Here is a 21,751-nt window from a genome sequence, read left to right as displayed (position 1 = left end):
AAAAATTAAATGAATTATAGATTTTGTGGATTTATAGAGATGAAAAGCGTTTTTAACGATTTAATTTATAATTAAATCGTAAATATAATATCCTGATTGTCAGTTTAATATTACCAAAATAATTTCATTGATATGGGTGATTTCCCTTAAATTTAGAATATTAAAATTCCCCCATTTTATTCCCCACACTTAGAGTCGATTTCATTGACTTGAATTTAAATTAATATCCTTCCCTACATATTTCAAAATTATTCTCTCTGAGAATTAATTTTAGTTAGCCTGAATCATATTCTTTATACCTACAAATTAAAATTGGAATTATGTTTAAAATTAATGGGATGAGAACAGATAAGAAGCAATTATTGGTCATTAGCGATCATAAGGATTTTAGCTCAAATATAGCTGAGAATTTGAGTGTAGATTGCGAAATAAATTCGGCAAATTCAATTCATACTGGTTACAACTTAGCTCTGGATTTACTTCCAGATATTATTATTGTAGATCAAACCTCACTAAGCACAAAAAGTCTTAAAAATATTTCAAATTTTAAATCTACTCATTTCCTAAATAAGTGCTATCTAGTAATGTATGCAGATGAAAATGTTAAGAGTATTGTTGAGCTGCAATATAAGAATGAGGTAAATGAGGTAATCTATAATACCTGTACAAAATCACATCTATATAATAGGATCTTAAAGCAAATACATTCAAAATTAACGATTACGAATTATTGGAAGGACTCTTTTATGGGACTATTTAATATATTGGTAAATCCTGTAATCCTACTACAACAGGATACTATAATTGCAATGAACGATTCATTTAAGGAGTCCTTTAAACTAGACAATTTAGATGTTGAAAATATAAAACTTACAGATTTTGTAGACTGTAAGAATAAAACAAAGGTGAGAGCGAGTTTAAGGAATTTTGCTAGAGGCAAGCATATGAAAGCTGTAACTAAAACCTCCTTAAAACTGAAAAACAATAAAACTAGGAATGCTAAGATTAGTTTTAGCAAACTAGATAAATTGCTTCAAGGCCAATTCATTATGATGATTCACTTCTTTGATGAAGATTCTGTGATTAATGAAAAAGTAGGAAGCTCCTCTGAAAATGTTGAAAACTGCTTCGAAGAAAACTCCAATTTGACAGAATTCTGCTTTACAAAAAGAGAAAAAGAAATTATTCAATTATTGTGTAAAGGTTATAAAACGAAAGAAATTTCTGACACCTTATATATTTCTCCTAAGACTATAGAGAAGCATAGGGCAAACATCGTTAAGCGCACTAATTCTGATACTATATTGGAAAGCATCATATACGCTGTAAGCCATAATTTAATCGATTTACAACATAATAGGGCATAAGGATTAATTAAAAATTATGGGGGAATTCCCCCATAGGCCTACTCCTAGATATCAATATATCTTTACTTTAAAGCAAGAAGTCACCCCCATCTACAACTTCCTGTTTAATTAGAATATTCCCAAAAGGAACATCCCGAAAATAACATAACTGTACTCCCTACAGGTACTTACGTAATAATTTTATTAACCATTCTAAATATATTATTAATCTAAACTATTTAATTATGAAAAAAATTAATTACTACTTAAGTTTTATTGCGATTCTCGCACTATGCGTTACCTCCTGTAGCAAGGAAGAAACCGATGTTAAAGGGCCCGATGGTCAGGATACCTTTCAATTACAATTTGGAACCTTATTAAATGATTTTGCAAAGCAAAGCAAAGATCATTTATCTGATGACCCCGTGGTATGTAGTGATGCTGCTCCTTCTTATGTATTGGTTGCATTAACCAATAGTGATGATGAATGGGTTGGCGGTATGAACCCAGAAGCAGATGGTGCTGATACAAGTGATTTTATCAAAGTTAATCTTAAAGATAATAATGGAAGTTGGGAAACGGAATACTCAGATGTTTTAGGATTACCAGCAGGTACTTATCAATTACAATACTTTATAGTATATAGTGCAGATGATGAAGTACTGTGGGTAGCTCCTCGAGAAGGAGGTGCTTATTCAAGTAGTGTTATGGATCCTTTGCCACAAGAAATAATGTTAGGTGCAGGAACTAAGCCTTATGTAGAAGTAGACGTGTTATGTTATGTTCCACGTATGGAAGATGCCTTTGGTTATATCTTTTTCGATATTAATTTAATAAGAATAACTAATAACTATTGCGTTTTTGTTAACTACTGTTATGATGAGACAGGTAGAGAGTATCCAGCAAACTTCCAGGTAGATGTATGGGGAGATGCTTATGATGGAACAAATGTAATAGTAGATGGTGCGATGAATTCTGTTTCTGGTGAAGGCAATGCTTTCGCAGCTACAGTTTTATGTTTCCCTTTACCTCCATTAGGAGAAGATGGAATGTACTATGTAAGAGTTACAGTACTTGACGCAGGAGCATATATTGCAGGTGCTTCAGATTTTGTAGAGTATACAATAACGCAGGCAGATATAGATGCACAACTTTTAGATACGCCACGATATGAGCACTTAAGAATTAATTGTGGAACTCCTCCAGATGATTGTCCAATAACTCCAGAAGATTCAGATGGAGATTGCGTACCAGATAATGATGATTTATGTCCAGGTTATGATGATAAGGAAGATGCAGATGGTGATGGTATCCCAGATGGATGTGACAATTGTCCTAATGTAGCCAATCTAGATCAAGCTGATGAAGATGGAGATGGTAAAGGTGATGTCTGTGATGATTGTGACGATAGAGATACAGATGGAGACGGTTTTAAAAACTGTGTAGATGCGTGTCCAGATGTTTATAGTACAACAAATAACGGGTGTCCTGAAGAAGATGTAGATACCGGATGTGGAACTGCCTTTATGTTTGGAAATACTAGAATCAATGAGATTTCAAAATCCAACAGATGGGGCTGGGCTCATAACTACAATACTGCAGATAATGATGATAATAACAGTCAAACCTTCGATTTATGGAGAGGAGCTGGTCAAAATGATCTAAGTAAAGGTACAAATGCAGGAGAAGTAACCATTACTACAAATGGAGACCAGGTTCACTTTTCAATTAGTTTAAACTCAGGCTTTAGTATTTCAGACCTTCATGTTTATTTAAGTGAAGATAGTCCTGGGGATACTGCAAAAAGTCCAGGTAAATACAACCGAAATGATGAGGTGGGAGATAGTGAGTTAGAATTCACACTTACCAGAACCAGTTCAGATAGTAGCTTCTGGGTTATTGTACATGCAGGTAATACTTGTAATGGTGATGATAACGGAACTGATGATGATGACTAACATTTAATAAATGCCATCCATTGAATGATGAATTCAATGGATGGTTATTTTAATATTCAAACTATATCCATATTCTTTTATTAGCCATTCTAAATATATTATTAATCTAAACTATTTAATCATGAAAAAATTTAATTACTATTTAAGTTTTATTGCGATCCTTGCACTAATATTTACATCGTGTAGCAAGGAAGAATCTGATATTGCCGGCCTTGATGGGCAGGATACTTTTCAATTACAATTTGGAACCTTATTAAATGATTTTGATCAAAGCAAGGATCATTTATCCGATGATCCAGTAGAGTGTAGTGATGCTGCACCTTCCTATGTATTAGTTGCATTAACCAATAGTGACGATGAGTGGGTAGGGGGTATGAACCCAGAAGCAGATGGTGCTGATGCAAGTGATTTTATTAGAGTAAACCTTAAAAATAATAATGGCAGCTGGGAAACAGAATACTCAGATGTTTTAGGTTTACCAGCAGGGACTTATCAATTACAATATTTTATTGTGTATAGTGCCGATGATGAGGTACTTTGGGTAGCCCCTAGAGAAGGCGGTGCATATGCAGGAAGCGTAGTGGATCCTTTGCCACAAGAAATTATGTTAGGAGCAGGAACTAAACCTTATGTAGAGGTAGATGTTTTATGTTATGTTCCTCGTATGGAAGAGGCTTATGGTTATATTTTCTTCGACCTTAATTTAATAAGAATAACTAACAACTATTGCATCTTCGTGAATTATTGTGATGATGAGACTGGAAGAGAATATCCTGCCAAATTTATGGTTGAGGTATGGGCAGATGGATATGATGGAAGCGAGATAGTGATTAATGGAGAAATGAACTCCATCTCTCAATCTGGTGATTATCCAGCAGCCTCTGTGTTATGTTTCCCATTGCCACCATTACAAGGAGACGATACTTATTTTGTTAGAGTTACAGTAATGGATGATGCATTGTTACCATATACATCTGACGCTTCAGATGTGGTGCAATTCCAAATAAATCAATCTGATATTGATGCTCAGTTAACTGAAACTCCTCGTTACGAGCACTTAAAAATTAATTGTAATCCTAATCAAGAAGAACCTTATTGTACTCCTTCTACAGCGAATGTATCCTCATGTAATTTCTATTGTGACGGTGGGGTATATGGATTCCTATCTGAAGAAGGTGATATGGGCGCAGCTGGATTTGTTCATATAACAAATGCAAATATCTCAGATACATTCAAACTTTATGTAGAAGGCACAACGAATCCAATTGCTGATGTGAATCTTGATTTTAGTGGAGGCGGAGACCTTAGAGTTCATTTCTCCAATTTAGGTAATAATCTAATTTCAGCTTTTGAAATAGATGCTCGATTGCCAAATGGGTCTAGTGCAGATATTTGTAACGATACAAGATGTAATGATGACTGTGTTCACAATGATAACTTCACTGAAAGATTAGAGGGTGATGTAATCTCACCACAAGTTCTTGCATCTGGTGGTTTCTTTTTAAAAGTTAGAGTCCAAGAAGGCTTTTGTCCTTCCCTTTAAACCTAAAGATTAAAATGTTCATTTCAAGTTATTATAATTTTTAAGTGTAGAGCGATTAGAAAAATCGTATAAATTTTTAATCGCTCTTACTTAATTAAAATTCAGGTATTAAGTATTCTTAATACAATTAATCTAAATTATTCAATCATGAAAATTTTTAAACATTCAATAGCCTTTCTGGCGGTATTTGCACTACTCTTTACTTCCTGTAGTAAGGAAGAAACAGATGTTGCAGGTGCTGATGGTCAGGATACATTTCAATTACAATTTGGAACCTTATTAAATGATTTTGCAAAGCAAAGCAAAGATCATTTATCTGATGATCCCGTGGTATGTAGTGATGCTGCTCCTTCTTATGTATTGGTTGCATTAACCAATAGTGATGATGAATGGGTTGGCGGTATGAACCCAGAAGCAGACGGTGCTGATGCAAGTGATTTTATCAAAGTTAATCTTAAAGATAATAATGGAAGTTGGGAAACGGAATACTCAGATGTTTTGGGATTACCAGCAGGTACTTATCAATTACAATACTTTATAGTATATAGTGCAGATGATGAAGTACTGTGGGTAGCTCCTCGAGAAGGTGGTGCTTACGCAAGTAGTGTTATGGATCCTTTGCCACAAGAAATAATGTTAGGTGCAGGAACTAAGCCTTATGTAGAAGTAGACGTGTTATGTTATGTTCCGCGTATGGAAGATGCCTTTGGTTATATCTTTTTTGATATTAACTTAATTAGAATAACTAACAACTATTGCGTTTTTGTTAACTACTGTTATGATGAGACAGGTAGAGAGTATCCAGCAAACTTCCAGGTAGATGTATGGGGAGATGCTTATGATGGAACAAATGTGATAGTAGATGGTGCGATGAATTCTGTTTCTGGTGAAGGCAATGCTTTTGCAGCTACAGTTTTATGTTTCCCTTTACCTCCATTAGGAGAAGATGGAATGTACTATGTAAGAGTTACAGTACTTGACGCAGGAGCATATATTGCAGGTGCTTCAGATTTTGTAGAGTACACAATAACTCAGGCAGATATAGATGCACAACTTTTAGATACGCCACGATATGAGCACGTTAGAATTAATTGTGGAGATGATAATGGAAATGGAAATGGCGGAGATAATTGTGAAACAGATCCAACAGGACCACAATGTGATCCAGATGGGGATAATTTAACTAATGAAGAGGAAGAAGAGTTAGGCACAAACCCTAATGATCCAGATACCGATGATGATGGGAAAAATGATGATGTGGATGACTGTCCAATTACAACTGTGTTAACAGGGCAAGTTGATCCTGATGGAGATGGGTGTTGGACGGATCCTATTGTAGGATGTACTCCAACAGATTGTGAGCTTACTAGTACATCTGGTGGAAATTGCTACGATGTATCGGTAGATTTAGCAGACTCTAGTATTGTTTATACTATTACAGGTGAAACCGATTTGGAATTAAGAGGAGATAAAGGTCAGTTAGACCCTGATGTATTATTTGGAATTGCTAATGTGGTTTTAGATGGTACTAATGTCCAAGTAACTTTAGATACTCCAAATGTAATAGATAGAATAAAAGGATACAGAGTTAAAATTTGGCCTAGTGATGAATCTGATGCTAGAATTGTAGAATGTTTTCACACTTTATGTGACAATGAAATAGTAGCACCATCTGGTAATCAATTGGCTATTCCATTAACATTCTCCGATTATGAATATACATATCCTGTTTTTATTACCATAGAGGCGGTTATATGTGAAGATATTGTTGGTCCATAATAATACGAATGATATAAATAAAAAACTAACGCTTGCTATTTGTCAACCGGGGGGATGATAGGTATGTGAGGTTAGTTTTATTAATCACCAGTAGTTATTTTAATAATAATTAGAGGTGTTAATAGAAGAGGCTGTCCGATTTTTCGGGCAGCTTTTCTATTATAGAAAATGTTAAAGTTAAAGAAACATTAAATTTTAACGTCGTTAATCGGATATTTGTGTACTTTAGCGACTTGATTTAAATATGCACTCATATCTCCCCCCAAAATGAGCTGCCAAAGATGATTCAATCTTAATTAATAATTGAATTATTCTTTTTTTAATAAAAACGTATAAAAATTTTAAAAAATTATTCATAATTATTGTGAATAATTGAAATAATTTATTGTTAAGTGGTTGGTTTTTAAATAATTGTGATCTCATGATTACTTTTTTTGGAATGAACTTTGAAACAATCCAAGTCGTAACATTTTTTATTAATAACCAGAACAGATAATATAATACTAAAGATGTATTTGTTCAATTTAATTTTTTTAAACCCCAATTTATGAGGAAATCAAATTTATTGTATTTACTACCAGCTCTAGCTATTCTTTCTTGTAGTAAAGATGAAATAACCCCAGAAAAAGAACAGCAACTAGTAGAGAAAACAGAATTAGCAGCAAATGTTGAAGTAGCCTACCCGAACGATTTTGGACTCTTATCAGATGTTTATTTTGCCGGTAAAAAGATCACCGTAGAAGAAATTGATGGTGAATACATTTATGAGGGAGATATCGTTTTTTCTAATGATATGCTTACATCTAAAGATGTTAAATTAGTATTTGAAAAAGGAGAGGAGATACCTGCTCAGAAAAGTGTAGGGAGAACATCGGCAAGATGGCCAAATAATACAGTGTACTACTCCATAGATAGTAGTCTTCCAGATAAAAATAGAGCAACAGATGCTATTAAACATTGGGAAGCGAATACTTCACTTAAATTTGTTCAGAGAACAAGTCAATCCAACTATATTTATTTCACACCAGGTTCTGGATGTTCTTCTTATGTAGGAATGACAGGTGGTAGACAAAATATCACTCTAGCTACTGGGTGTTCTACAGGAAATACTATTCATGAAATAGGGCATGCAGTAGGATTGTGGCATGAACAGAGTAGAGTAGATCGTGAGAAACACATTAGAATTAACTACTCAAACATTCAAAGTGGAAGAGAACATAATTTTAAGACTTATGAAGAAAGTGGTTCAGATGGAGATGAGTTCACTTCTAATTTAGATTTTGGATCAATCATGTTGTATAGCTCTTATTCTTTCTCTAGTAATGGACAACCTACAATTGTAAAATTAGATGGTAGCACATTTAGTGTTCAAAGAAATGCGCTTTCATCCGGAGATAAAACAGGTATTAATAATATGTATCCTTCAGGAGGAACTACAGAACCAGTTAATCCTACTTACACTAATGGAGAATATTATACAATTAGTGGAGTTAGAGTGCTAAGACATAAGGATCTTTGGTATTATTATTCAAGGTCTTATGGCTGGAAAGTCGTTGAACTGATTAATGATCGTTGGTATTACGCTAGATAAATCCAATAAGCCTGAGTAATTAATTTTCTACTCAGGCTTTTTTTTTCTACAATATTCTTTTACTTGTGGAAATCTTCCCCAATTGTTTATAATTTTTCGCTACTGAGCCTCTTCTATTATATTTTTTAATAATTAAAATTACATCTAAATATTAATGTTTCTCCCCAGTATTGTAATTGATAATATTTAAGTGTTTTTTATTAATTCATCAGCTATTTAATTACTATGTAATTATACTAAAATCAAATGATTATAAGTTTTTATCGTTATCGAAAATTAATTTTACAGAATTGAATATAGTACATTGAAATGGTTCTACTTCCGCAATTAATTAAAGTATAATAGGTACATTTTACTTGAAGGAAAACTCCTATAGACAGAGTAATGTGAATAACATACATTAATTAGACGAGCTATTTATTAAAAATTTCTATGACCGTGAACTCATTAAAATGAATTTACGGTTTATAAGAATACTTCCAAAACTCTAGGTAAATAGGTAGAAGTAATATACCTACAGCATATTATTCTCAAACAGATCAAACCCAAAATATGAGATCTGAATGATAGAAATTGAACAATTAATTGTAATTGATTATTTAAATTATAAAACACCCGATGCTTTTTGTGACGGATTTTTTAATGTCTTAAAAAAAGAAATTAATAAAAAAGTATAACATAAGCGTACTTAAATTTTGCTTTGTAATATTAAAATATTTTCGAAGCAAAATTTCTTATTCAAATATAATTTATAGTTGAAAATTTAGGGTTTTTTCCCCTTTCCTAAATATTAATTTTAGTTTAAATTTGAATTTCAATTATTAAGTCTTCCCTCATATTTTATGTACCCATTACACCCATTGTACGCTTAAAAGATTCTGCCCTTCCTCCTAGCTAATTTTAGAAAACTTTTTGAAATCACTAAGAATATAATTCTTAGAATGTTTAATTAAATAATTTAATTATGAAAAAGTTTAGTCCAATGCTTTCACTACTTTTATTTGTAATATTCTTATTTGGGGGATGTAGCAGTACAGATGATTCCAATGTCACTTTTAATGATCCTATTGGTATGGGAATTCTTTCAGTTGGGGTTACTCCAATTGAAACTTCACGTAATATGAGGTCTGCCAATTTTAAGTTTAAGAATACTATGTGTTCTATTTTGGATCTCAAATATGTTCGTATGGCCATTAAAGATGGTCAAGGGAATTGTTTTTATGGAAACAGTACGACAGGATTCCATGAGTTAGAAATAGATCCTTTAGGTTTGGATACAGATAATGATGAGATTTTGGATACCTGGAATACTTCTAAAGCCAATAAGCTATTATTACCAGTTGGGAATTATACTTTGGAATATTTAGCAGTAACAAATAGCAAAGGTAGAGATTCTAGAATCGTATTAATGTCACCCAAAAAAGGAATGGAGTCGAATGCAATGCAATATTATAATTTGGTAACCAATTCCTTGCCTATAACATTCACTATAAGGGAAGGAATAGAACATTATATCCCAATAGAAGCTCTCTGTTTTAAAATAGAACATGCCTATGAATTTGGGTTCGTTTTTCTTAGTTTAGAAGATCAAGATCCTTATTATTTATGTTCTAAATAATAAGATACAAACCCTATTAGTCCCCCCTTTTTTTTTGAATCTACACCTTTCCCATTAAAAATTAATCTTTTGGATATTCACTTCATATAGTTCTGCGGAATTCTGCATTTTATAATCTCATTTTTTACTTTATAATTCTACTTATTTTATTCTCATCCAATTTTAAATTGAAACTTTAATTATTAAAATTTTGATTTAATTAAACACTTTAATCTACCTTTTTTCAAATTTTAGTAGATTCTAAAAAGTTAGTTTAGATTTCCATATAATCCATCATCTGCTTTTTGAACTTTTAAAAAATTGGGTGAATTTTAAGAGTATTTATAAGAATTAAGTATTCTGTTAAAAATATAAATATTCATCACCTCCTACTAATATTAGGCTTACGGTATTCCTTTTTGAAAATATAATTAACTTATTTGTTAGAAATAGTTTAAAATTTACATTTTAAAAACTACGGGTTTTCCCCCATACTGTTAAAATATTTAAGATTATAATTTGGCCTTAGTGAAAATCAATACTTCCCCACAATATAATTTTTTTAGTCCTACCCACTAAATTTCAATTTGTATAATCCAGTGTTTGGATATGCATATTAAAAATGACATTAATAAAATTTAAACTTTTTAGTCATGGTAAAAACTCGTGCCTTATTTTTAGGAATTCTTCTGCTTTTTTTAGTTTCTTCTTGTAGTAAAGAAGATGAATCGGGTACCAAGGCCCCAGAAAACACCGGTGAAGTCAAGGGTGTGTTGTCTTTTGGAAGTTTATTAGAAAATTTTGATGACAAAAATTTTAAAACAGTTTTTGGCGAGTTTGAGGAAATTCCACAATGTTCAGATCTAATTCCCAAATATGTACGGGTAGCCGTTAGAAATCTAAGTGATAACTCATGGGTTGCGGGCAAGGATGGAGTAAATAGTTTTATAGAAATCGAAGTCAATCCGAATGGTAGTGATTCCAATGGGGACAATATCCTAGATGCTTGGTTTACCAAAGAGTCTGAAGATTTAGAACTCGATGCTGGTTCATACAGCATAGAATATTTTGCAGTATTGGATGGGAATGATGCCAATGCCGAAATAATTTATTTAGCACCGAGAAAAAATGATAATTATGGGCCTATTTCATTTCAAAATTATGTAAACAAACCTTTACCAATAAAAGTTGATATCCTGAGCGGTGAAAAACATTATGCTCCCGTGGAGGTTCTATGTTACGATAAACAACTTGCTATCGCATTTGGATATTTATTCTTCGATTTTACAAATCCTAATTTTATTTATATCTGTTCTTTTGGAAATGTCTGTGATGAAGTAGGTAGACATAGTCCTGCTCACTTTAGACTTGCAATATGGAAGTTTGATGAAAACGGTAATTATGATGCCAGCAATTTATTAGTAGATAAAAAAAATACAATTAGTTCTATAATAGATGATGATGAAGTAGAACGGTTTTACGGTGATCTAATATGTGTTCCCTTACCAGATGGACCTGGTGAAGACAAATTTTTTGGGCAAGTGTATATTATTGAAGATGATCAATCTCAGACACTTATTAGAGAGGGTTCTTTTACAGACACTACAATTTTAGAAAATCTTTTTAATGAAGAGAAATTTAGTTTATATCATTTTAGAGATGATTGCTGTGGAAAAGAAGACAATTTTTCCCTTCTTACAGATCTCACTACCGCAGATTGTGATGGCCAGGAATGTAAGCCCTGTGAAGGTGGGGTTGCAAATTTAGATCTCCAATACCTAGGAACAGAAATCACAGACGTAACTATCACCACTGGAGGGATAAGCATCTTCGATGGGACGGTAAATCCCAATGACATAATAGAATTAAATAAGCACGGTAGTATTCCCTCCTTAGGAGATGAAATTAAAATTTTTACAAATCAAATTTTATACAGAAAATTAAATACAAGTTGTGCTGAATCTATTGGGCCTGGGCTGTTAATTGGTGATTTTAAAATAATTGTTGGGGAAAGCGTAGTTGGAGGGGAATTATGCCCTGTGCCTCCTGGAGATAACCCAGAATGCCAAAGCTGTGATGGTAAAGTAACAGATTTAAGTATACGCTTTAAAGGACCAGATAACACAGCAGTGAAAATTAAACAAGATAATGATAATTCCATATTATTTCAAGACACTGTAGATCATGGCGAAATTATTAACATTTCACAGAGTGAAGGTAGTGCTACAATGGGTGATAATATTAAAATTTATGTAAACAGCTCATATTATGGAAAGTTTCATACAAGTTGTTCTTCCCCAATTGGTCCGGGCTTAGTGATAGGAGATTTTAAAATATTGTCTGGGGCAAGTCTGCTTGGTGGGATATTGTGCCCTGTGGAAACACCACCAGATGATTGTGATGAATGTGATGGAAAGGTTGTGGAGTTAACGCTAAAATATACTGGAAGTGATGCAAATATTAAAATAATCCAATCCAAAGATAGAACGGTGATTTTTAAAGAATATGTAAATAAAAACCAAACTTTCAATGTTATGGGATCATATAATAGAAATGGAAAAATCACCATGTGGACCAATATTGAAGTCTATATAAATCATAATAAACATACAGATATTCACACAAGTTGCTCCCAACCAATAGGCATTGGAAGCATATTTGGAAAATTTATAGTGATATCCGGAAGTAGTCTTAATGGGGGTGAATTTTGCCCCATATAACAATTAATAATGCTAACTAATTAACCAATTTAATTTTTTACTAAACCAATTTAATCTTTAACAAAAACCATTTAATTATGAAAAATGCAAGAATTTCAGTTATGATCATTGCTGTTTTAGCAATGTGCTTTACCTCCTGTAGTAAGGAAGACAATGCGTCTCAAGATCCGGAAGGACCTCAAGCAGTAGAAAAGGTAACTTTAAGTTTCGATATGGCTCTCAAGAAATTTGACCAATCGAGAATGCAAACAATGAAAACTCCAGTAAATGAAGATAGTGATGTACCAATGTGTCCCAATGCAGAAACTACCCCAGCATTTATTTTGGCAATGATAGAGAAACCTGGCGGAGGATATGTTTCCGATGGAGTAGGAGAGGCTAATGATGTTTTAATAAGAGTGATAGATAACACATCAGACTCTAATGCAGATGGATTAGATAACTATCTAACCTATGAGGAAACATTTTTAGAATTGGATCCAGGAGATTATACACTTCGTTATTTTGCAGTTTTAGATGCAGGAATGAATATAATGTGGATAGCACCTAATTCAGATGATACGTACGGACCTGCAAACTTTGCAAATTTTGTAAATAATCCACTTCCTCACGTTATTGAGTTAGAAGAAGGAACTAAGCATTACGATGAAGTAGAAGTACTATGTTATGATCAAGCTTTCGCAAGAGAATATGGTTATTTATTCTTCGATTTTCAAATGGTTCCATTAACTTATGTATGTTTCTTTGGAAATGAATGTGATATAAATGGAAGACACACACCATCTAATTTCAAAATAATTGTTTGGGAACATGATACAGAAGCACAATCTCCAGATGCTTTCTTCGATATTGTATTAGATAGATCTAAAGCTTTAGTAGAAGAAACAAACAATGCCGTTTATGAAAATGGAATTGTAAAAAGCGCAGATCCATTATGTATTCCTTTGCCAGATAGAACAGGAACAGATTCTTATTACGCAGAGATTTGGACAGTAGATGAAAATGGAAATGAAGAAGATCTAATTAGACGTGGTAATTTTACTGATACTATGATTAAAAATGGAGCATTTGATGATCCAGATTCTGATCTTAAGAAATACTGGCACTTTAGAGAAGGTCCTTACTGTGAAGAAGATTCTACGCCATGTTTATTATCCCCTTTAGCTTGGTATGAAAATAATTTTAATGATAGTGCATTCTTAACTGGATCTGGAATTACTACAGGTACACAATATAGCTATGTTGCGCCAAACACATCAAATGCATTAGTTCCAGAAGGAACATATACGTTTATAAATAACCCAAGTAATGTACATCCTGATTTCGCTAACTTTGATAATGGAGACAATATGATGGTTATCAATGGATCTGTAGAAAATGATAAGACAGTTTACTATTCTTTTACATGTCAAGATATCTGTCCAAATTCAGATTATTATGTAACATTCGAAACGAGAAGTGTGGTAACAAGGAGTCCAGCAGAATTGAGAGTAAGTGTGGATAGCAACTTGTTAGCAGATGTTATTACTACTACTGATAACTTTCAGAAGGTTGGATTATGGATAAGATCTGATGCTTCAGGACAATTAAAATTGCAAATACTTAATGATAATACAGCTCCAAGTGGAAATGATTTTGCGCTGGATGATGTTAAGATTTCTAACAATCCTAGTATAATGACAGGTTTAGATGTTCTTGTTGTTCAACCTTAAATTAATTAATAGTTAATTTATATAGTTTAGAATGAAAAGGGGCCATTGGCCCCTTTTTTATTATTAGAATCCGATTGCCGTATCATCACCTCTTCTATCCGCTCCACCTTCCAGGTTTCCATTAGGTAGTTTTAAAATTGCATCCACTTTCCCTAAAATCGGAGAATCTTTCTCATTTATAATATATCCCTTTGTTTCTAAAATTTGAAGAGTTTCTTTATCGAATGCATTTGGTTCAAACCTAATTTCATCTGGTAACCATTGATGATGAAATCTTGGAGCGTTTACTGCCTCTTGCATATTCATACCAAACTCAGAAACATTTAGAATAGTTTGAAGCACAGAAGTAATTATTGTGGAACCACCAGGAGTTCCAACACTCATCCAGAATTTACCATCTTTTTCTACAAGCGTTGGTGTCATGGAGCTTAACATTCTTTTTTCAGGAGCAATAGAGTTGGCCTCAGCACCAATTAGTCCAAACATATTTGGCACTCCAGGTTTTGCGCTAAAATCGTCCATTTCATTATTTAAAAAGAAACCCAGTTCTTCCACATATAATTTAGAGCCATATGCACCATTTAAAGTGGAAGTCACGGCTATAGCATTTCCTAATTGATCTACAATAGAATAGTGAGTGGTTTCTAAACTTTCGTATCCAGGAATTGCTCCATGTTTTAAGCTTTTAGAAGCTGTGGCTTTTTCAAAGCTGAAATTTTCCATACGGCTATCTAAATAGCTATCACTCGTTAATTTTGAAATTGGAACCTCATAAAAATCTGGATCTCCCAAGTAAAAGCTTCTATCTGCATAAGCTCGTCTCTCTGCTTCTGTGATTACTTGTATTGATTTTATACTATTATGACCAAATTCTTGAAGAGGAAATTTTTCCAGAGTTTTCATGATCTGTGCCAAAGCCACTCCGCCACTAGAAGGCGGAGCCATAGATATTACTCTTAAATTTTTGTAATTAAAAGTGACTGGCTCTCTCCAAACTGTTTCATAAGATTTTAGATCTTCTAAAGTGATGATGCCACCATTCTCCTGAATGAATTTCACCAATATTTCCCCTGTATTTCCTCCGTAATATTCAGTTTTACCATTATCCACCAACTTCTGAAGGGTTTTTGCAAGCGCTAAATTTTTAACGGTATCTCCTACTGTAAAATTCTTTGTATATAAAATGGAATCTTTATTAACCTGTCTAAATAATTGTTGATGGTTATTAAAACTTTTGGCCTGACCTTCAGTAACTACATATCCTCTTTTTGCCAATGCGATCACTGGAGCCAAAATAGTACCTATTGGTAGGGAACCTAATTTTTCGTGAACAGAAAATATCCCTGCAACTGTTCCTGGAACTCCTATTGCCAAACTTCCTAATTGACTTTTTTCTGAAACCGCATTCCCATTTTCATCTAAGTACATGTCTTTAGTCGCTGCAAGTGGGGCTTTTTCTCTAAAATCTAAACTCCCTATTTCTCCATTAGCTTTTCTATATACCATAAAGCCACCACCGCCCAAACTGCCAGCAAAAGGATAACTCACGGCAAGTGCCATTTCTGTTGCGACCATGGCATCAAAAGCATTTCCACCTTGTTTCATAATATCTGAAGCAATTTGAGAGGCTTCAGCCCTAGCCGATACTACCATTGCATTCTCGGTGATCAATCCAACTTCTGGAGTCGGTTTTTTTTCAGTAGTACTTGCTGGATCAGATTTGCAAGCCAAGAAGAAACTGAATATGATAAGTAAAATTAATTTTTTCATAGGTTTAAGTATAATTTAATTTTTGAATTTCTTCAGTAGAATAAGTGATAATTTCCTTAAAAAATCTTTTGAACTCATCTTCAAAAAGAGGATAATATAATTGTAATTCTTTGGTAGCAAATTGCATCTTAGATCTATTCTTTGTTCGCTGATCCATTTGATACAGGATTTTGCCAATTCCTTCTATCGTAGCATAACTATACAACCAATTATCCTGGATCATATATGGCAAAAATTGCTGTACTTTTATAGGTAATATTTCATAATTCTCTTTCAGTAAATTATAAAAATCTTGAGTATAATAATATAACGGAATATTGGAATAGTCACTCCAATTCTTCGCTAGAAAATGATCATATAGAATATCAATAATTACAGAACTATAATGGCCATAAGGATCAAATAATCTATGAGTGCTTTCTCTTACGGTTGGGTGTTTATCTGTATAAGTATCTAAAGCCCGATGCAAAATAATACCATCTTGTATTTTATCTGGAAAGTGGCGGAATTTATTTCCTTTAATAGAGTCTGCGATAAAGTTCCCGATTTTTAATTCTTTGATCTCCGCAGAAAGGTAAATATGTGCAAGATAATTCATTCCTACAAGGTACTAATTAAAGCGAATTCCTGTTTAATTTATGTTAACTTTTGGGGAAGACCTAAGTAGCCGCGTATATTTGCAAAAATTCACTTTTTAAAACTTCAACCATATAAGCTACTAATAGGTTTATATATAAGACATTTAATTCAAGATAATATGAGTTTAATAAAATCAATATCAGGGATCAGAGGAACAATAGGAGGGAAGCCTTCAGAAAACCTTACACCATTAGATGCAGTAAAATTTGCAGCTGCATATGGTACTTGGCTTAAAAATGAAAATACAAAACCTAAATTAAAGGTAGTTATTGGTCGTGATGCTCGAATTTCGGGTTCTATGATTCAGCAATTGGTAATGAATACTTTGGTTGGTTTAGGAATAGATGTAATAGATCTTGGACTTTCTACAACTCCCACAGTAGAGATCGCTGTTCCTTTGGAACATGCAGATGGGGGAATTATTCTTACCGCTAGCCATAATCCTAAACAATGGAATGCTTTAAAACTTCTAAATAATAAAGGAGAATTCTTGAATGGGGCAGAAGGTGTGAAGATCTTAAATTATGCCGATAAAGAAGAATTCGTTTTTTCTGAAGTAGATGATTTAGGAACCATCACTGTTATCAACGATTATATAGATAGACATATTGAAGAAGTGCTTAAACTGAAGCTAGTTGATGCAGAACTCGTAAAGAAAGCAAAATTCAAGGTAGTAGTAGATGCTGTGAATTCTACAGGTGGGATAGCTATTCCTGCTCTTCTTAAAAAAATGGGTGTGGAGGTTGTAGAATTATACTGCGAACCGAATGGGCATTTCCCTCATAATCCCGAACCTTTAAAAGAACATTTGGGTGATATTTGTAAGTTAGTTGCTAAGGAGAAAGCAGATCTAGGGGTGGTAGTAGATCCAGATGTAGATAGGTTGGCTTTAATCGACGAAAATGGAGAAATGTTTGGCGAAGAATACACTCTTGTTGCTTGTGCAGATTATGTTTTAAGTAAAACTCCTGGAGATACGGTTAGTAATTTATCTTCTTCGAGAGCGCTGAGAGATCTTACCAACAGACATGGAAATACCTATAGAGCAAGTGCCGTTGGGGAAGTGAATGTAGTAGAATTAATGAAGGAGAGCAATGCGGTAATTGGAGGAGAAGGAAACGGCGGAATTATCTATCCAGAATCTCATTATGGTAGAGATAGTTTAGTTGGTGTGGCTTTGTTCTTAACTTATTTAGCAGAAAAGAAAATGACTGTTTCTGAGATCAAGAAAAGCTACCCGATGTATTATATGAGCAAAAACAAAATTGAATTAACTCCAGATCTGGATGTAGATGCAATTCTTGCAAGTGTAAAAGAGAAGCATTCCTCTGAAGAAATTTCTACTGTAGATGGTGTGAAAATTGACTTTGCTGAAAACTGGGTACATTTAAGAAAATCCAATACCGAACCTATAATAAGAATTTATACCGAAGCCAAATCTCAGGAGGAAGCAGATTCTTTAGCAGAAAAAATGATTGAAGAGATTAAAGCGATAGTAGCTTAATTTCTAGGAAATACAATGGCATCTTTAGGGATGGGAGCATCTTTATGTTTCCATCTTTTATGTGTCCATAAATAATAATCTGGCTTCTTTTTAATTTGCGACTCAAGTTCAGTAAGGAACTTATTGGTTATTTTAAAGGCTGGCTCTTCCGCAGCATTGTCTGTAATAGGTACAAAAGTGGCCTCGTAAAATCCGCGAGCCTTCTTTTCTACATGTAAATAGAAAACAGCCATATCTAAACTCTTGGCTAATTTTTCTGAACCTAAAAATATTGGAACCGTAGTTCCCATAAATTTAGACCAATATTTAGCTCTTCCAAGTTTAGGAGTTTGATCTGCAACTATAGCATACACTCCTAAAATGCCTTTATCTTGATTGCTTTTTATGGTTTTAGTAGCTTGTGAAGAAGTGATCAATTCTCCATCAAAACGTTGACGAATATCTTTAGCCATTTTGTCGAAATGAGGATTTTGCACTTTTTTATAAATTCCGTAGCCTTTATAATCTAAGCCATAGAGTTGTAATGCATTTACCCACTCGTAACTTGCATAATGCCCGCAAATAAGAATGATGCTTTTATTTAATTCCCGTATTCTTTCAATTTCACTAATATTTGTGAAGGTATAACGTCTTTTTAATTCCTTATTTGGAATGGAGATACTTTTTACCATCTCTAAAAACATATCGCACATATGTTTAAAAGATCCTTTGCTTATTTCTTTGTATTCCTTTTCAGATCTATTTGGCAATGCAAGATGTAAATTCTCCATTACAACTTTTCTTCTATAGCCAACCAAATAATAAACTATAAAGAAAATTATATCTGAAACCTTATAAAAAAGCCAAAATGGGAATTTAGAAATCACCCAAAGAAATGGGTAAACTAACCAAAAAACTAATCGCTGCATCAACAAAAAATTTAGGCAAATATATGCTATATTTGGCACTTAACGGAAGTATCTATGGGAGATTTAAGCTTGATAGCTATTATTATCATTGCGATAAATGTTATAATTTCATTTAAGGGTTTTAATGACATTGTTTTTTTTGAAAAATATAAATTCAATATCGGTGCAATAAAAGCAGGAGCAAAACATCAAATCTTCACTTCCGGGTTTCTACATGTAGATACGTCTCATTTATTTGTAAATATGCTTACCCTTTACTTCTTTGCCAATGTGGTGATTAACGATCTTGGTTCTATTGGTTTTGTAATTGTGTATTTAATAAGTTTAATCATTGGAAATCTCCTTAGCTATTTCTTTCATAAAAATGATCTTAATTATAGTGCTGTAGGAGCTAGTGGTGCAGTTATGGGAATCTTGTATTCGGCAATTCTTTTAAGGCCAGATATGATGTTAGGTCTATTTTTTATAATTCCAGTTCCCGCTTATGTTTTTGGAATAGGTTACCTTCTATACACGATCTACGGGATGAAAAAGCGACTTGGTAATATTGGTCATGACGCCCATTTTGGGGGTGCAGTAGGAGGTTTTGTTATTACTCTTATGTTGGCTCCCTGGATCTTTGAGCAACATTTACTTATGGTGATTCTTCTAGCTATTCCTATTTTAATATTATTTGTACTTCAAAAAGCAGGAAAGATATAAAGTGGTATCCTTCTTGTAATATAGTCTTGAAATCAATAAAATTAACTAAAATGAAATCAATTTTAATACTTTTTGCAGCTTTAGGAACCTTTGCTGTTCAGGCCCAACAAATTAATAGTTATACTCCAGCAGTTACTGTAAATGGGGAAGGAATCGTTAAAGTGATTCCAGATGAAGTTGTTATAAAATCTAGAATAGAACATGATGGTGACAACGCACAAGAGGTGAAAAAACAAAATGATGCTGTTGTAGATGCAGTAATTAAATATTTGAAATCTGAAGGAATACCAGAAAAAAATATTCAAACAGATTATATTAATTTGAATAAAAACTATAATTATAACGAGAAGACTTATAGTTACGTTGCAAATCAGGCCATATCTATTAAACTGGATGATCTAAAGAATTATGAGAAGATCATGAGTGGCTTGTTGAAAGTAGGCTTGAATAGGATTGATGGTGTACAGTTTAACTCATCTCAGATGGATAAATATATGAGCGAAGCTAGAAAAAAGGCAGTTTTGAATGCTAAAAATAAAGCTTCAGAATATGCTTCTTCTTTAGATCAATCTATTGGAAAGGCTATTAGTATTAGTGAGGTGCAAACTAGCAATTATCCACCTATGTATAGAATGAATGAAATGAAAGCAAGTTCAGATTCTATAGAACAGGAAACTGTGGCTCCTGGAGAGTTAGAGATCAGTGCGAAAGTTACTGTGGCTTTCGAGTTGAAATAATTTATATAATTCTAAGTAAATAAAAAAGGCTTCTGATAATTTTCAGAAGCCTTTTTTATTAAATCATTTGTTGATATTCAATAGCCAATTTCTCAATAAGCTAATCATAACATATTTATTGAAAATTATTTCTCTAATAATTCTTTAACCTTAGTTTCTAATGCTTCGCCTCTAAGATTTGTAGCTACTATTATCCCATTTTCATCTAATAAAAATGCTGCAGGAATAGCTCTAATATTATACATTTTTGCAACAGGATCATTCCAAAATTGTAGGTTAGACACATGGTTCCAAGTAAGATTATCATCTTCTATTGCTTGCGTCCATTTATCTTTTTGCCCTTCTCTATCTAAAGAAACTCCAATAACATTAAAACCCTTATCATGATACTTGTTATACACATTTACAATATTTGGGTTTTCTAACCTACATGGTTTACACCAAGCTGCCCAGAAGTCTACTAAGGTAACTTTACCAAGAACATCCTTAAGAGCAATTTCTTTACCCTCTGGATTTGGAGCAGTGAACTCTGGTGCTTTACTACCTATTTCGGTAACACTTCTTTTATCTAAATTCTCCTTTAACATCTTGGCAATAGATGTTTGTTTCAAGTTTTCTGAAAGTCCGTCGTAAAGTTCTCTCACCTCATTAGCTGGAGCACCTACGTTAATCATGTCTGTTAATACTAAGAGAGACACATACTTTTCTGGGTTCTCTTTAGCTACCTTTTTCTTATATATAAGATCGCTATTTCTAAGTCCTTCCTCTTCTTTCTGCAATTTAGCTATTGCTGCGGGATCACCAGATGTGGTAGTTTGAGTACGAAGGTCTGTTCTAATTTTCATCACCTTTGTATTTAACTCTTTAATATGGCCTAAATAGTCATATAACAATTCATTTTCTTTTCCACCCTTAACATTAGATGATGGCAAACTGTCTTTAAAAATTTTAAATTCTATTGGAGCATTTTCAGAAATAAATAAAACATTTCCTCTAAGACCTTCGACATTTAAAAAATTTAAATTAGAATTAGTAACATCAGGTAGTTCGAGCATAAATTGCTCATCTTTAACAGCCACAGAATCTATGATTTTTGGCTGATTATTGGCATCTAATTCAGATAAAAAAACCATTTTACCATCTTCAATATTTTTAAGATCTCCAGAGATAGAAAAACCTTCTTTTTCCTTGGCACATCCAAGAACGGTAAGTACTGCTATTGCTATTAAAACTTGTTTCATTTAT

At 33.2% G+C, this 21,751-nt stretch carries 15 protein-coding genes; 11 read left to right on the top strand and 4 right to left on the bottom strand.

The window, feature by feature from the left end; genetic code table 11:
• Positions 1–320: 320 nt before the first annotated feature.
• From BC962_RS11840 to BC962_RS11805, 8 genes are all read left to right on the top strand, one after another.
• Complete coding sequence (locus tag BC962_RS11840; RefSeq protein WP_245984176.1) at positions 321–1,367, top strand: response regulator transcription factor; 1,047 nt, start codon at positions 321–323, stop codon at positions 1,365–1,367.
• Between the two features lie 224 nt (positions 1,368–1,591).
• Complete coding sequence (locus tag BC962_RS11835) at positions 1,592–3,304, top strand: thrombospondin type 3 repeat-containing protein (protein ID WP_220660186.1); 1,713 nt, start codon at positions 1,592–1,594, stop codon at positions 3,302–3,304.
• Positions 3,305–3,425: 121 nt separating this feature from the next.
• Entirely contained in the window at positions 3,426–4,847 is a 1,422-nt protein-coding gene (locus BC962_RS11830; RefSeq protein ID WP_121346239.1) for a hypothetical protein, read from the top strand.
• A 147-nt stretch (positions 4,848–4,994) separates the two neighbouring features.
• Complete coding sequence (locus BC962_RS11825) at positions 4,995–6,626, top strand: hypothetical protein (protein ID WP_121346238.1); 1,632 nt, start codon at positions 4,995–4,997, stop codon at positions 6,624–6,626.
• Between the two features lie 547 nt (positions 6,627–7,173).
• Positions 7,174–8,217, top strand: coding sequence for a M12 family metallopeptidase (locus BC962_RS11820; protein WP_121346237.1), 1,044 nt, complete (start codon positions 7,174–7,176; stop codon positions 8,215–8,217).
• A gap of 964 nt (positions 8,218–9,181) precedes the next feature.
• The gene (locus BC962_RS11815) at positions 9,182–9,835 is read left to right on the top strand and encodes a hypothetical protein (protein WP_121346236.1); all 654 of its coding nucleotides are present in this window, start codon (positions 9,182–9,184) and stop codon (positions 9,833–9,835) included.
• A 632-nt stretch (positions 9,836–10,467) separates the two neighbouring features.
• Positions 10,468–12,534: a DUF7467 domain-containing protein gene (locus BC962_RS11810; RefSeq protein WP_121346235.1), complete on the top strand. Its 2,067-nt coding sequence runs from the start codon at positions 10,468–10,470 to the stop codon at positions 12,532–12,534.
• A 77-nt stretch (positions 12,535–12,611) separates the two neighbouring features.
• The gene (locus BC962_RS11805) at positions 12,612–14,246 is read left to right on the top strand and encodes a hypothetical protein (protein WP_121346234.1); all 1,635 of its coding nucleotides are present in this window, start codon (positions 12,612–12,614) and stop codon (positions 14,244–14,246) included.
• A gap of 63 nt (positions 14,247–14,309) precedes the next feature.
• On the opposite strand, the gene ggt is transcribed toward BC962_RS11805, so the two are convergent.
• The gene (gene ggt, locus BC962_RS11800; protein WP_121346233.1) at positions 14,310–16,016 is read right to left on the bottom strand and encodes a gamma-glutamyltransferase; all 1,707 of its coding nucleotides are present in this window, start codon (positions 16,014–16,016) and stop codon (positions 14,310–14,312) included.
• Between the two features lie 4 nt (positions 16,017–16,020).
• A complete protein-coding gene (locus BC962_RS11795; protein WP_121346232.1) occupies positions 16,021–16,614 on the bottom strand; it encodes an acyl carrier protein phosphodiesterase in 594 nt (197 codons plus the stop codon).
• 159 nt (positions 16,615–16,773) lie between these two features.
• Between BC962_RS11795 and glmM the strand changes: the two genes are divergently transcribed.
• Entirely contained in the window at positions 16,774–18,159 is a 1,386-nt protein-coding gene (glmM, locus tag BC962_RS11790) for a phosphoglucosamine mutase (protein WP_121346231.1), read from the top strand.
• Here glmM and BC962_RS11785 read toward each other — a convergent pair.
• Positions 18,156–19,067 carry a lysophospholipid acyltransferase family protein gene (locus BC962_RS11785; protein WP_121346230.1) on the bottom strand — a complete coding sequence of 304 codons (912 nt, stop codon included), beginning with the start codon at positions 19,065–19,067 and terminating at the stop codon, positions 18,156–18,158. The two genes, glmM and BC962_RS11785, sit on opposite strands and share 4 nt — an antisense overlap.
• A gap of 54 nt (positions 19,068–19,121) precedes the next feature.
• Here BC962_RS11785 and BC962_RS11780 point away from each other — a divergent pair, with 54 nt between their 5' ends.
• Both BC962_RS11780 and BC962_RS11775 read left to right on the top strand, forming a co-directional pair.
• Positions 19,122–19,769 (top strand): rhomboid family intramembrane serine protease, encoded by a 648-nt coding sequence (locus BC962_RS11780; protein WP_121346229.1) that lies wholly within the window; start codon positions 19,122–19,124, stop codon positions 19,767–19,769.
• A 50-nt stretch (positions 19,770–19,819) separates the two neighbouring features.
• Complete coding sequence (locus BC962_RS11775; RefSeq protein WP_121346228.1) at positions 19,820–20,506, top strand: SIMPL domain-containing protein; 687 nt, start codon at positions 19,820–19,822, stop codon at positions 20,504–20,506.
• Positions 20,507–20,631: 125 nt separating this feature from the next.
• Here BC962_RS11775 and BC962_RS11770 read toward each other — a convergent pair whose 3' ends face one another.
• Entirely contained in the window at positions 20,632–21,747 is a 1,116-nt protein-coding gene (locus tag BC962_RS11770) for a TlpA disulfide reductase family protein (RefSeq protein ID WP_121346227.1), read from the bottom strand.
• Positions 21,748–21,751: the final 4 nt, after the last annotated feature.

It is taken from the genome of Gillisia mitskevichiae (genome assembly GCF_003634585.1).
In the GTDB taxonomy this organism is placed as follows: Bacteria; Bacteroidota; Bacteroidia; order Flavobacteriales; family Flavobacteriaceae; genus Gillisia; species Gillisia mitskevichiae.
This window is presented reverse-complemented; position numbering and strand designations above follow the sequence as displayed.

Excerpts from the sequence above, each read along its gene's own strand:
- BC962_RS11840 (WP_245984176.1), top strand. The coding sequence starts at position 321 with ATGTTTAAAATTAATGGGATGAGAACAGATAAGAAGCAATTATTGGTC.
- BC962_RS11775 (WP_121346228.1), top strand. The coding sequence starts at position 19,820 with ATGAAATCAATTTTAATACTTTTTGCAGCTTTAGGAACCTTTGCTGTT.
- BC962_RS11810 (WP_121346235.1), top strand. The coding sequence starts at position 10,468 with ATGGTAAAAACTCGTGCCTTATTTTTAGGAATTCTTCTGCTTTTTTTA.
- glmM (WP_121346231.1), top strand. The coding sequence starts at position 16,774 with ATGAGTTTAATAAAATCAATATCAGGGATCAGAGGAACAATAGGAGGG.
- ggt (WP_121346233.1), bottom strand. The coding sequence starts at position 16,016 with ATGAAAAAATTAATTTTACTTATCATATTCAGTTTCTTCTTGGCTTGC.
- BC962_RS11830 (WP_121346239.1), top strand. The coding sequence starts at position 3,426 with ATGAAAAAATTTAATTACTATTTAAGTTTTATTGCGATCCTTGCACTA.
- BC962_RS11825 (WP_121346238.1), top strand. The coding sequence starts at position 4,995 with ATGAAAATTTTTAAACATTCAATAGCCTTTCTGGCGGTATTTGCACTA.
- BC962_RS11820 (WP_121346237.1), top strand. The coding sequence starts at position 7,174 with ATGAGGAAATCAAATTTATTGTATTTACTACCAGCTCTAGCTATTCTT.
- BC962_RS11770 (WP_121346227.1), bottom strand. The coding sequence starts at position 21,747 with ATGAAACAAGTTTTAATAGCAATAGCAGTACTTACCGTTCTTGGATGT.
- BC962_RS11805 (WP_121346234.1), top strand. The coding sequence starts at position 12,612 with ATGAAAAATGCAAGAATTTCAGTTATGATCATTGCTGTTTTAGCAATG.
- BC962_RS11785 (WP_121346230.1), bottom strand. The coding sequence starts at position 19,067 with ATGCAGCGATTAGTTTTTTGGTTAGTTTACCCATTTCTTTGGGTGATT.
- BC962_RS11835 (WP_220660186.1), top strand. The coding sequence starts at position 1,592 with ATGAAAAAAATTAATTACTACTTAAGTTTTATTGCGATTCTCGCACTA.
- BC962_RS11780 (WP_121346229.1), top strand. The coding sequence starts at position 19,122 with ATGGGAGATTTAAGCTTGATAGCTATTATTATCATTGCGATAAATGTT.
- BC962_RS11795 (WP_121346232.1), bottom strand. The coding sequence starts at position 16,614 with ATGAATTATCTTGCACATATTTACCTTTCTGCGGAGATCAAAGAATTA.
- BC962_RS11815 (WP_121346236.1), top strand. The coding sequence starts at position 9,182 with ATGAAAAAGTTTAGTCCAATGCTTTCACTACTTTTATTTGTAATATTC.